Source organism: Saccharobesus litoralis (genome assembly GCF_003063625.1).
Classification (GTDB): Bacteria; Pseudomonadota; Gammaproteobacteria; order Enterobacterales; family Alteromonadaceae; genus Saccharobesus; species Saccharobesus litoralis.
In genome coordinates this window covers 2,404,166-2,418,317 of the sequence record NZ_CP026604.1, presented here as the reverse complement: position 1 = coordinate 2,418,317, position 14,152 = coordinate 2,404,166, and the positions used below count along the sequence as shown (strand labels likewise).

Below are 14,152 nucleotides of genomic sequence, written 5' to 3'. Positions count from 1 at the left end.
AAAAGCGTGAGTTTTTGGGAATTAATTATGACAAACCAAGCCTGATTGCGCCCCTAAGCACAAAACTAGCTTGGCAATGCTTCTTGTTGATTTGCGGATTTAGCCATAAATTGCTTAGCTAAATTATCTAATGGCTCGGGTTTATGAATGTGATAGCCCTGTAAATAATCAACACCCGCCGCTTGTAGATAACTGACGATATTAGGTGACGCAACATACTCAGCTATGGTTTTAATGCCCAAAGTTTTGCCTATATTGGCAACAGATTGCACCATAGCTTGATCAAGTGGATCTTGATCGACTTGACGCACAAACGAGCCATCTATTTTTAAAAAGTCGACCGGTAAATTCTTCAAATAATTAAATGAAGACAAGCCAGCGCCAAAGTCATCAAGCGCAAAACGAAAACCTTTGTTCTTTAACTGAATAATAAACTGGGACGCCAAGGACAAGTTATCAATCGCAGCCGTTTCAGTAATTTCAAAACAAATAATGTGTGGCGCGATTTGATATTTCGCTTGGCACTGATCAATCACCTGGATCACTTCCGCATCATTTAATGATTTACCCGATAAGTTGATCGCACATTTCATGTTGTTGTGCGGCAGTCGACTACGATGCGTAGCTAACCATGCAAACGTTCGCTGTATTACCCATTTATCAATCGCTTGGATCAAATTGTAGCGTTCAGCAGAAGGCAAAAAGGCATTTGGTGGGATCAACTCATGGTTTTCATCACGTAGGCGCAGCAGTATTTCAAACTGCAAACTAGGATCATCCGGATTAGCCGCAACAATTTTCTGAAAATACAACTCAAAGCCATTATCCTGATCAATCGCTTGTTGCAACCGGCTAACCCATTGCACTTGTTGCTTATGACGCTGGATCTCATTATCGGCTGGCTGGTAAACATTAACTTGATTTTTGCCGCGTTTTTTCGAGGTATAACAAGCTGAATCAGCTTGATTCACCACTTCCGCTAAATTGCGGCTATTTTCATTGATAGCCACAATGCCAATACTAGTCGTCACCGCATACTCTTTACCTTGCCACGCAAAACGATAATCACGCACCACTTGCCTAATTTTTTCAGCAATGGCTTGCCCCTTTGCTAACGGACAGTTGTATAACAAAATAGCGAACTCATCCCCACCCAATCGAGCCAGCATATCTTGTGCCCTAACAAAGCGTTGCATATGTTGACTGACTTGCTTGAGTAATTGGTCACCAGCTGCGTGACCACACACATCATTGACAATTTTAAATTGGTCTAAATCGATATAAATCAGGACATGCTGAACACGCGCCTGACCTTCCCCCGCAACAATATTGTCTATCAAATGACGCAGCCGATTATCAAATTCTCGGCGATTATATAAATCGGTTAACGCATCATGGGTCGCTTGATAGTTCAGCTTGCGCTGAATGCGTTGCGTGTGAGTTACATCTTGAAATACGATCACAATACCAGTTAACTGTTGCGCGCGATTAAATATGGGCGCAGCGGTATAGCGAATAGCATAAACTTGGCCATCTCGACAAAATAACAGCTTACTCTGTTCGGTAATTAAGGTATCTCGTGATTGTTTAATTTGCCGGATCAAACTATCACTCGGGTGTTCCGTGAGGTTATTAACTGCGCAAAATACGCTATGCAACTTTTTACCCAGCGCATCCGCTTGACGCCAACCTGTGAGTTTTTCGGCAGTTTGATTAATGTATTGAATTTCACCGGAAGGAGAGGTCGAAATAACCCCATCACCAATAGAGTCTAAGGTGGTTTTCGCTTTTTCCTTTTCTTGAAACAGCGCTTCTTCTGCACTTTTTTGCTGAGTAATATCATGAACTAGGCAAATATACTCTTTATCATTGTAGCTACTGTTAGTGATGACAATATCTAAATAAACTAAATTTAATGTGTTTTTCGGTTGGCCTTCTAAATAAATATGACCATTTTCTTTTAAAATTTCCGGCCAAGGCTTATGCGTTATTTCACGCTGCACTGCGACCTCATAAATACTTTTCACTTGAATTAATTGCTCAAATGTTTTGCCTTGATACCGCCCTTGCCCAGCAAATATTTTATCCGCCGCGGGATTAACACTAAGCACCCAAGCTGACGCATTTAAGGTAACTATGCCCGCTTGTACATCTTTAACTATCGTGGTGGTTTTATGTACCGCTTGCTCTGCACGCGAAATCATTTTGTTATATTGCTGGGCAATTTGTCCGACTTCCGTAAACGGCTCTACTGGCAAACGTTTTGATAAATCTTCATCCAAATCGGCCTCATTCACCGCAACTAAAAAATCAACCAGATCAGTTTTAGCGCCATGCTCGGCCACATTTAAGCCTATATGTTCTTGTCGAGCTGTCACTCTCAAGCGATAAAAATAATTCAAACCTTTCAGTAAACAAAAAGTGGTGCCAAAAGCCCATAAACCGCAAATGGCGATACCCAAGCATTGCACGCCAATTTGCTCAATGCGCGTCATATCCGTGTTAAGTGTAGAAAGATCAGCAAATAATCCGACCGCTAACGTGCCCCAAATTCCCGCAAATAAGTGAACTGGAATGGCACCTATTGCATCATCTATTTTAAGCTTCAATAGCAAAATACTGCCGTATACATAGATCAAGCCACCTATTGCCCCAATAACAAAGGCTTGCGTTTGATCCACCGCATGACAGGTTGCCGTGATCGCGACCAACCCCGCAATCAGGCCATTGACTGGAACAACGCTAAGTTGCAAATTAGGATGACGTAACCACTGACTGACTAAATAAGCGGCCACACCACCCGCCATGGCAGCCAAAATCGTATTGATCAAGATCTTAGGCAGCTCATTGTTAAACGCCAGCGTGCTTCCGCCATTAAAACCAATCCAACCCAATAGAAAAAACACACTCGCTAGAGTCGCCAAAGTTAAATTACTGGGCGGAACAACGCCATTTTTTTTACTGAATACTCCGGAGCGCGGCCCAATAACAATGACCGCGGCTAACGCGACCCAACCACCTAAACTATGTACAACAGTTGCACCGGCAAAATCGACAAATCCCCAACTTGCTAATAAAACAGCTGATTGGCTTAAAGCGCCGCCCCATACCCAATGCGCAAAAATAGGATAGGTAAACAAAGTGACGATGATGGCAATAGCCAGATAGGCATTAAATTTGGTGCGCTCGGCAATGGCGCCAGAAATAATAGTAACGGCCGTCGCACAAAACATGGCTTGAAATAAAAAGAATACGCCCAACTTGGCATCATTGTTACCAATTTCGAGTAAAAAGTGGTCCGAGCCCCATAATCCGATTTCGCTTTCTCCAAAAGCCAAACCAAAACCAAACAACCACCACAATAAAAAAACTAAGATCAGATCGGCTAAATTTTTGATGGCAACATTTATCGAGTTTTTAGCTCGGGTTAAGCCTGATTCTAAGCACAAAAAACCAGCTTGCATCATAAGCACCAAAATAGTGCTTATCATTAACCAAAGAAGATCTAAGTCCATCTATCGTCCTCCGATATGTTTTAACGACCAACCAAAACTTTAACAAGGGGGGGAATAGTCTTCTCGCTCAAGTTTTATGGTTCATTGTCAGCACTTACTCGCCCCAATCACATAATAAAGCATATGCTCATAGGGTCTCGAAGCTTGACGGCTTTGCCTACATGGATGTAGGTACTTAGGTTTCGTCTGGAACTAGAAACCTGCCCTAAAACCCGATCGCTTTGACTATGGCTCAATGCAAGGCCGGTGAAGATTTAGCCAATTGCATTTAAAGTTTTCGTTAAAATTGTGTAACGACTCAAAGTTAGATAAGCAATATTATTGCCATTAATTTGACGACCGAACTATTTATTCGATCTGTGTAACAAAGGCAGAGGGAAAATCAGGTGTTTTCCTGACTTTTTTAGATTCAACTAAAGCCTGTTGAAAATTAGCAAAAGGGCCGATTAAAATTTTACTCGCTTCGTCTTTATGCTCACGCTGACGAATGCGAAAACTAATCATCTCTCCCTTTAAGATAGTCTGAGCTTGGTCTTTAATTTGATAGGCTAGTGCGATAGATTCAAAATAACCCAAATTTAAGTAGTAACCTAAATCGTCACCCTCTAACGATAAATGTTGTGCCAGTTGGCGATCTTTCTTTAATTCAGACTGATAAATATCAGCATCGGCTTCTGATAAGGCAAATGCTGAGATCACTTGATAAAGTAATTGGGTTGATGTGGAACGATGAACCGATATTTTATAATTAAGCGCTAAAGCTTTGGCGACGCGATCTGCCACACACTTTTGCAAATGGCATTTGCCAATTTGAATAAAGTATTGTTCTTTAGCGACGGCAGGGCTAAATAAAAGAAAAGAAAATACCAAGCTTAAAAAATATTTCATACCTGTTAGGTGTTGGCCGCGAGTTCTCTCAACAAATTTAATAAAGGTTGCACATCTAAATCAGCCAAATTAATTGAACTACTGGCTAACAATGGGGTTTCTAATTTAGTCGCTTCCTCGGTTAATTCAGGGTATCCCAACGAAGCTGCTGAACCTTTAATTAAATGAACAAATTTTTTCAATCGCTCGGTATTTTGTTTGCTATAAGCTTGTTGCAAATCAGCTGCGTACTCATGGCATTTAGCTTTGAAATCTTGCTGTAACTGCGCCATCGCTGCCTGATTTATTTCAGGCTGGGTATCTGACAAGACAACATAGCGTTTCACTTTATTAATTAAATCTTGTCTATCCAAGGGTTTAGCACAATGATCAATAAAACCAATGTTTAAATACTTTTCAACGTCATGCACCATTACATTAGCTGTTAAAGCAATAACTGGCGTATCACAACCGGCTTGCTGTAAGGTTTCAAACGCGGTAATACCATCCATCATCGGCATCTGAATATCCATTAATATCAAATCATAATCTGCTATTAATGCTTGCTCTACCGCTTCAATACCATTGGCGACCGTATCTACATCCAATCCCAAAGAGCGCAGAATCATGGCGAATAGCTTGCGATTTTCATCATGATCTTCGGCCAGCAAAATATGTCCGGTTATTTCATCCTGTGTAATTTGGGACAGTGCTGAGGGCATGGACTGATAGCGAGTAAAGTCGTATTGCGCTACCCAATCACTGTCCGTTTCTGACTGTAATTCAATAAAAGCACTAAATACACTGCCTTCATTCAGTTCACTTTCAACCGAAATTGTACCTGATAACTTGTGACACAAGCTTCTGGTTATATTTAACCCGAGTCCTGTTCCACCATACTTCCTAGTCGTGGAAGGATCGAGCTGACTAAAGGCACCAAATAATTTATTAAGCTTATCTTGTGCAATACCGATACCGCTATCTTTTACATCAAACCTTAATAATGAGCGCCCTTCTATTTCACAAGGCTGAACAGTTAAACTGACTTGACCTTCAGCCGTAAACTTAATGGCATTGGATAGCAGGTTTAACAAAATCTGATTTAATCGAGTGGGATCAGTTTTAATATACCGAGGGATGGGTTGCGCTAAACTAAAGCTTAAGGTTATCGGCTTACTTTTTGCCAGCTCCGCACTCATTTGATAAACCTGATGCAATAATTCAGGTAAATTAACTGACACTATGTCTATATCCAATTGGCCAGCTTCAAGCTTAGAAAAATCCAAAATATCGTTAATTAAACTGAGTAAGTGCTTACCACTGCGCGCCACGGCTTCTACTGCGCCATGTCGCTCGTCATCAGCAAAATCACCGCGCAAATAGCTTTCGGTATAGCCGATAATAGTCGTTAGCGGCGTGCGAATTTCATGACTCATATTGGCTAGAAAATTGGCTTTCGCATCGACCTCAGCCTGTAATGCCTCAGAGAGCGCTTCTAATTCACGCTTTTGCCTTAATATTTTAATTTGGCTTGATACACGTGCTTGCACAACAGCCGGAAAAAATGGCTTATAAATATAGTCAATCGCCCCTAAGTTTAAGCCGGTTTCTTCATCTTTAGATGAATTTAGCCCAGTGATGAATATAACGGGGATAGCTTCGGTTAGCGGGTCGCTTTTTAACTGCTGTATGACTTCAAAGCCGTCCATCTCGGGCATCATGACATCAAGCAAGATGAGATCCGGCAGTAATTCTTTCGCTTTAACTAAACCTTGTATACCAGACTTAACGGCGATGACACGATAGTCGCCTTTTAATAACGACGACAATACTTTTAAATTCGATGTTTCATCATCAATAATTAAAATCGAGTACATGGGTGAAGACATCATTCCTTATGCTCAATCACGACTTGATTGCCTCCATCGTATTTCGCTCGATACATAAGCTTATCAGCGTAATCAAATGCATCACTAAACTCCTCAAACGGTTGAGGTTTAATAATATAAACCCCAACACTCACAGTTAGTACTTTCGCAACAGTAGAGTTATCATGCGGATAAGCCTCTTGCTCCAATGCTTGACTAATAGTCGCGAGCTCGGCTTTTAATGCCACTAACATGTCAGATTCGATAATAAAAACAAATTCCTCTCCACCATAACGATAGACGTCCGCATCGATAGCACCTAATTTATTTTTCAAAAAGCGGGCTATTTGCTTTAAAGCTCTGTCGCCTTCTGCATGACCATAGCTATCATTAAATCGCTTAAAGCAATCAATATCAATAACACCAATGGCTAGGTTTTGACTGCGGTTAATGGCTTTATGCCAAGCAAACTCACTTTCCATACGCCATTTACGGCGATTGGGTAATTCAGTCAAAGAATCAAGCAACGCCAGTTCTTCTAATAATTGCGTTTGACGAACCAGCGCAATCGTATTGTCGACCCGCGCTTTAACAATGCCGTGGTGAAACGGCTTTTGAATATAATCCGTGGCTCCGAGTCTCAGCCCTTTTTCTTCATCTTCAGGGCTTTGTAAGCCGGTAATAAAGATAACAGGAATAGCTTGAGTCAACTCGTCACTTTTAATGCGCTTTAAAACATCAAAACCGTCCATGTTGGGCATTAGTATATCGAGCAATATTAAGTCAGGGTTGACCGTATGGATTAACTCTAACCCTTCTTCACCTGATTTGGATGCGAATACCCGATATTCATCTTTCAAAAGGCTGGTTAAAATAGCTAAGTTATCAGCTTCATCGTCAATTAGCAGAATCGAAAACATAGTGTGGTTTATACTTCCTTTACCGCAACGCACTCAATATACAAAGCATTACGTTCAAAAAATTATCATCTCAATACTAAAGTGACTTAACAAAAAACGAAATTCTCAGTTAGTCACGTAAGCTATTAATTAATTTACTTATCGCCTCATTAGCTAGCTCAAACTCAAAGTCATGAACCAGCTCGTTGACATTAGCCACCTTACCAGCCCATGAAGTGCCACGACACATATTAAACAATTCTGTGACTAATTCCTCTGAATCAGCATCAGAATGACTGACTAGAGCCTGTAATTTTTCCAACAAGCTGAGTAAAGCAGATTCACTGAAGGCTTGATCGGACGATGAAGATTCGACCTGAGTGATAGGCTGAGCAACATCAAATATAGGGGTTAGCTGTTTAACAATTTGCTGAATAGACTCAACCACTTGATTAAGCACAGCCGCCGTTTTCGGGTCTTGCTGTTTCGCTAAGGTTTCAAGTAACTTGGCTTGCTCTGCCAATTCTAACGCACCTATATAACTCGCACTCGACTTTAACGTATGAGCCATACGCACTAGCTCCTCTAAGCGCTCAGGTGAAGTTAAAGCGAGTAGATCAGCGGCTGTATTTTTATGCTTACTCCAAAAATCTTTAACTAAATCTAAATAAAGTTTTTGTTTGCCTTGGACCCGTTGAATGGCAAAGTCAGCATCAAGTTGACCCACTTTTTGCAATCGCAAAATAACATCGTCTTCGGTCAACTCGGCCGCTTGATGACTTACGTTATCAAGCGGTTCGGGTAACTCAATATAACTTTCACTGGTTAAATAGCTGGATAATGTATTGTACAAGACTTCAGGTTCAATTGGCTTGGTAATGTGCGCATCCATACCAACCGATAAACTCTTTAATTTGTCTTCTTCTAAAGCATGGGCTGTCATGGCTACGATAGGCACGGATAATTTTAACGACTCGCGAATTTTTTGCGTTGCGGTTAAACCATCCATCACTGGCATTTGAATATCCATTAGCACCAAATCGTATTCCGCATTTTGCAACATATCCAGTGCTTGTTGACCATTGTCCGCTACTTCAACTTTAGCTTGAGTATCGCCCAAGAAACCCAATGCAACTTGTTGATTAATAGTGTTATCTTCCACTAACAGTATTTTATACGACGACAAATCTGGAATTTGCCCATCGCTAATTTGACTTTCTAAACTTGACGCACGTTCAAATAAAACCCCAATCAGAAAATCGACTAATAAACTTTGATCAATCGGTTTTTCAAGAAAGTGCTGCAAGCCAACGTCTTCAGCAATCGTTTTCGCTTCATCTTTATCATAAGCTGACACCATTAAAATTTTCGGTGTCATATGCTCAAGTTCTTGACGAATAATGCGCGCCGCCTCGATACCGTCCATGACAGGCATGCGCCAATCCATTATCACTAAATCATAAGGATTATTCGTTTGTAGCGCTTGTTGCACAGCATTGACGGCCTCTTGACCATTGATTGCGACATCCGGTGTGATATCGCAATGTAATAATGAATCAACGATAACTTTGCGCGATAAATCAATATCATCAACAACTAATACCTTTAATTTCGCAATATCCTGTTTGGTAATACTGGCATAAGCTAATGATTGCAGATCTGCCGGTTTAACCATCACCGTAAAGGTAAAGTTAGAACCTTGGCCTTTGTCACTGACTAAATCAATATCACCACCCATTAACTCAGACAGCTGCTTACAAATTGATAAACCTAAACCTGTGCCGCCATACTTGCGTGTAATGCTATCATCCACTTGCGAGAACGAATCAAACAGCCGACTCTGCTGCTCTTGATCCATACCAATACCCGTATCTTCAACTGATATAATCAATTGAATATCATCGGCAATTCGCTGATGACGCACTCGAATCGACACATGGCCTTTTTCGGTAAACTTCACAGCATTGCTTAGCAAATTATTCATAATTTGCTGTAAACGGTAGGAGTCGCCAATCAGAAATTGTGGAACAAGTGGATCGATATAAGTAATTAACTCCAAGTGTTTTTCATGCGCGCGTAAATTAACCACATTAGCCGCTCGTTGTACGGTTTTGTATAAATCAAATTGCGCGCTTTCAACCGTCATTTTGCCAGCTTCAATTTTAGAAATATCTAAAATGTCATTGATCAGTAACAACAGGGCTTCAGACGATTCAAGGATTTTATTCAAGCTATCGCGTTGCTCAAAGGTCATGCTGGTACGCAACGTTAAGCGGCTTAAACCAATAACCGCATTCATTGGTGTGCGAATTTCATGACTCATACGAGCCAAAAATTGTGATTTAGCTTGGGTGGCGTCTTCTGCTCTTTGCTTTTCACGCTGCAACTCTAGCGTACGCTCGTCAACTCGTTGTTGTAACGTTTGGTTGTAGCGCGTTAAGTTTTTATATAGGGCGGCATTATCATAAAAAATCGTCGTTTGGTTGGCTAATAGCTGTAAAATATTGACTCGCTCTTCTGTAAACGCGCCTTCAATATCAAAGTGCTCTAAGTAAAGCACGCCGCGAGCCAAAGCAGACACGACAATCGGTATACATAGAACCGACTTAGGTTGGCTTTGCTGGAAGTAGTCGTCACTTAATACGCCACTTAACTCTGCTGACTTAGAATACAACTTAGTCATTTTTGAGCGAAAAACTAACTGAGCAAGAGATTGCGGATAGCCGCTTGCGTGTTTAGCATCTTCATCCGTAGACGCTTGCAAAACAAGTTCATCATTTTGATCGAGTATTAAACAACCTCGCTGAGCACCGGCATTTTCAATAATAATATGCAGCATGCGCGCAAGAAACGCGTCAATATCCACTTCACCGGTTAGCATTTCAGACGCTTTAAAAACTGAAGCCAAATCCAAACTGATACCCTGGTTACGTTCAGTTTTTCGCGGTTTAGATAAATTTTTCTCGATAATATTCGGGTAGGCTTGGGCTAATTGTCGTGCTTTAGCTGCCGCCCCCCAAGATAAATACGCTTGATGAGCCGCTTTAATATGTGGGCTAGCAAATTCAGGTTTATTTTGGCTTTGCCAATAGACTGCTGCACATTCATTGGCAATAGCTAAATGCTGCTGATAACCATGTTGCTGCGCCAGCTCAATCGCTTGCTGATAACTTTGCCATGCATCAGCCTGCTGATTTATTGCCGCTAACTCGGCTTTAAGCAACTTGGCTTTGTGGGCATAATTGGCCTCACCTGTTGTTGCCCAAGTTTCAAATTGACTGACTTGTGCTGCTAACTTTTGTTTTAACTGCTGATACTCACTGGACTGTTTGTCTAATTGTTTGCAACGACGGGCGGCAAGCAAACCAGAAAATAAGAAAAACTCGGTTTGGTGGTACAAAGCCATGGCAACCGGCGCCATGGGCGCGCCGACAGATTCATGTTCAATAGCCAGTGAATTGTCATTAAACAAGTAACCTAATATTAACTTACAAGTGTGATAACCAAACAAAATTGGCGCTAAATTATGTTCGCGCAGAACAGGTACTTCTTTTAATTCATCAAAAGCATCACCCACTAACACGCAAGGTTGAATCGACTGAGTACATGCCAAATTTAAGCTGGTTTGATACCAAACGTTGGTCAGCTGCAAATTGAATAATGACTTTTTGTCTGCCATTAATTGAGTGTACTTGGCAAACTCTTGATTAACTTTACTCAGCTCACACCCGCTTAATGAATTGTAATAGGTATAAAACATGGCCGAATGCATAGCATATTCAAGATTACCGCGCTCCAAGCCTTTATAAATCACTTTCTCTAAACGCTTTAAAGAACCAGCCAGTTCCGTATGCCAATGGTCAACCGTAATCGCTTTTTGAAACTCAACTTCAACCGTATATTGCCCGTAATAAACTTGGTTAACTTGCAAGGCTAAATCGGCAAAGGCTTTAGCCTCGTCATACAACTGAAAAGCGCCAGCCAAAATAATAGAGTGCACTGAATAAACACGACTGGCATGGGCGCTGTTACCATGTTGCAAACAAAGGCGCATAGCTTGGTACACAGCGGCCAGATACTTTTCGGGCCCCATCACGTAAGTCACCGCCATGGTCACGTTTAACAATTCAAGTGCCGCTAATTTAACCTCGTCATCCATGTTTGGCTTGTACAATAAATCTGCCACTTGCGCTTTGTTATATAGTGATTGCAGAGTTAAATATTGCTCAGCTATGCCTGCTGTTTTTGAAACGTCGATATTCACTTCAGCTAAAGCCGATACCCCAGCTTGATACGCTTGAGCAATCTGGCTACCGGCAAAATAAATAAGGACTTTTAATTTAAACACCTGTAAACGCTGAATAGGATCCGTTGTAAATTCGAGCATTTCACTACAAATATCTAGCGCTTGGCTTTGCGATTGGCTCAAATACAAACTGGACGCCAAGGCAAACTTAGCTCGAAAATAAACAGGTTGCGTTGCCATTTGTTGCAAGCTTGGCATTAACTTAAGCGCGGCAGCTAAATATTCACAAGCACTACTATAGGCATTGGTATTTAACGCCTTTTCGCCAGCTAACGTATTTAATTCTACATACTTAAGCAAAGACCAATGTTCAATAAATTGCGCTTGGCAACAATTAGCATGGCTCACCAAGGTGAACAAAGAATCAGCTAATTGATTTTGCTCAGTTTGCTCTAAATAATAACGACAAATGGCAAAATGGATGGCTTCATCAGGCTGGTAATTATCTAATTGATACGCGGCTTGTTGAATTCTGTCATGACTAAATTTGATATATTCGACACTGTTGTCAGCATGATTGGCCGTGGCAACCAAAATACCCTGCTCTACCAAAGGTGAAATCACTTGATGAACAACATCAAGTGACGAGCCTAATACCGCAGACAGCAAATTAATTGGCACCTGACTACCAGCTAACGCAGCGACTTTTAGCAATCCTTTGGCATCATCAGATAAACGACTAAAGCGCTGGGCAACCAGCTCGACTAAATTATCCGTAATAGCCTGCTGTTCAATTTGGCTAATATCCCACCGCCATTGACCGTCATCCGATAAGTTCAATAGCCCTTGCTGTACCAAAACCTGTAAAAACTGCCTAACAAAAAAGGGATTGCCTTGGGTTTTATCGATTAACAACTTGGCCAAAAAGCCGGCCCGTTTGCGACTAATATTGAGTGTATCGACCAACAACTCAGATACCGCTCCACTGGGCAACGGAGGCACAGTCAAGGCATGATAATGAATATTAAGCTGTTGTAATTCAGCAAGGGTTAAACTTAATGGATGAGCATCATCAACTTCATTTGAGCGATAGGACAAAACAACAAACAAATTACTGACATTGCCATCTTGCAAAATGCGTTGCAAAACCTCTAATGTCGCAACGTCCGCCCACTGTAAATCATCGAGAAACAGAGTTAGTGAGCGGTTTTCTTGACTTAAGCACCTGAAAAAATTGACCAATAAATTAGTAAACCGCGCTTGAACCTCTGTAGGGTCCACTTTATAGCCTTGTGCTGCAGGGCCAAAAATCGGACTTAACTCGGGCACTAAATCCGTTAATAAATAGCTATCTGCCCCTAATGTTGAGGTCAACAAAGAACGTAGATTGGCCAGTTGCTCATCTGGCTCGGTTAACAATTGCTCTGCTAATTCACGTAACGCACTTAATAAAGCAAAATAAGCCGTGTTTTGCCGATACTGCTCAAATTTACCGCGAATAAAGTAAGCCCAGTGTTCCAAAACAGGCAGCTGAATTTCTTCCACCACCCTTGTTTTGCCACTACCTGAATAGCCATCAATAACAAAGACCGTTTTTTCGCCGCGGCGCATATGCGCATTAAATGCATCCAGCAACTTGCTGACTTCTAATTCACGTCCATAGGCCTTATTTGGCAAGGTGAGTTTACCTGGCTCCAAGCCTATAGATAAATCAAAATGACTTATGGTTTGGTCCGTTTGCCACTGAGTTAAGCATTGTTGTAAATCACTCAACACCCCTTTTACTGAGTGATAACGCTGCGAGGCATTTTTTTGCAGTAAACACATCAAAATATTATCAATTTGACGGGGAATTGCCGGCAAGCGAGTCCGCAGCCTTAGTGCAGGCCTAGCAATATGGGCATGCACTAGCGCCAAAGCGTCATCTGATTCGAATGGATAATGACCGCTGAATAGATGGTACAGCAAGCAACCTAAACTATATAAATCGGATTTGTGATCAACAGGGCAATTCACTCGCCCTGAGCCTTCGGGCGATAAAGTCACTAACAGATTTTGCTCGCTAGTAAAAAACAGCTGGCGATTAACCCCTTTAATTGAGCAAGCAAAATGTAAGTCAGCAAAATTCACTTGTTGGTACTTAGCATCCCAAAATAAATTACAGGGTGATAATGTTCCTAAGATTAAGTTGCTGCTATGCACTTTAGCTATCGCATTGGTCAAAGCGATAGCCGCCGATAGTTGTGCCCCGACGCCTTGATCTTTTAGTGTTTGATGGGCGCTCTCAAACGGCTGGAAATATTGCCTATTATCTAAATGCTGGTAACTAAATTGACCATCTCGGTAGGCTTCTTTGACCGGCATTACGGGTAGCTTAGGTCGGTGTCTAAACTGCAACTGTTGCAGTTCAGGTTCTTCTATTCTAACAATTAACTGCTCTTGCTGAGCTGAAACGCCCTCTAACAGCCAAGCATTAGCTGAAATGGCTCCTCGTTGCGTAATGGTTTGAAATTGCTGCAGCCGACTCATGTTTGAAGTTTTAATACTACCCTTGAATAACTCTATCTTCGCCACTTCTGATTGATTATTCAAACAAATTCATTAAAAACTTAACTTAAGCGCTAGCTATTGCGCATTAACTATAAAAATAGCGACTACTGCCAATTAAAAACTCAATATACAAGGGGATATTCCATGTATGCCTAAAAATCCCTATAAAAGCTCTCAATATCACGATTTTACAGGCAAATTTCGTGC

At 41.3% G+C, this 14,152-nt stretch carries 5 protein-coding genes; all 5 read right to left on the bottom strand.

Going from position 1 to position 14,152, the window contains the following annotated elements:
* Positions 1 to 65: 65 nt before the first annotated feature.
* Positions 66 to 3,515 (bottom strand): ammonium transporter, encoded by a 3,450-nt coding sequence (gene amt / locus C2869_RS08400; RefSeq protein ID WP_108602507.1) that lies wholly within the window; start codon positions 3,513 to 3,515, stop codon positions 66 to 68.
* Between the two features lie 348 nt (positions 3,516 to 3,863).
* On the bottom strand, positions 3,864 to 4,403 hold the full coding sequence (locus C2869_RS08395) for a hypothetical protein (protein ID WP_108602506.1): 540 nt from the start codon (positions 4,401 to 4,403) through the stop codon (positions 3,864 to 3,866).
* A gap of 5 nt (positions 4,404 to 4,408) precedes the next feature.
* Positions 4,409 to 6,259: a response regulator gene (locus C2869_RS08390; protein ID WP_159084100.1), complete on the bottom strand. Its 1,851-nt coding sequence runs from the start codon at positions 6,257 to 6,259 to the stop codon at positions 4,409 to 4,411.
* A gap of 11 nt (positions 6,260 to 6,270) precedes the next feature.
* Complete coding sequence (locus C2869_RS08385) at positions 6,271 to 7,170, bottom strand: GGDEF domain-containing response regulator (RefSeq protein ID WP_108602504.1); 900 nt, start codon at positions 7,168 to 7,170, stop codon at positions 6,271 to 6,273.
* 109 nt (positions 7,171 to 7,279) lie between these two features.
* On the bottom strand, positions 7,280 to 13,987 hold the full coding sequence (locus tag C2869_RS08380) for a response regulator (protein ID WP_108602503.1): 6,708 nt from the start codon (positions 13,985 to 13,987) through the stop codon (positions 7,280 to 7,282).
* Between the last annotated feature and the right edge of the window lie 165 nt (positions 13,988 to 14,152).

Coding starts and splice junctions, on each gene's coding strand:
- amt (WP_108602507.1), bottom strand. CDS start 3,515: ATGGACTTAGATCTTCTTTGGTTAATGATAAGCACTATTTTGGTGCTT.
- C2869_RS08395 (WP_108602506.1), bottom strand. CDS start 4,403: ATGAAATATTTTTTAAGCTTGGTATTTTCTTTTCTTTTATTTAGCCCT.
- C2869_RS08390 (WP_159084100.1), bottom strand. CDS start 6,259: ATGTACTCGATTTTAATTATTGATGATGAAACATCGAATTTAAAAGTA.
- C2869_RS08385 (WP_108602504.1), bottom strand. CDS start 7,170: ATGTTTTCGATTCTGCTAATTGACGATGAAGCTGATAACTTAGCTATT.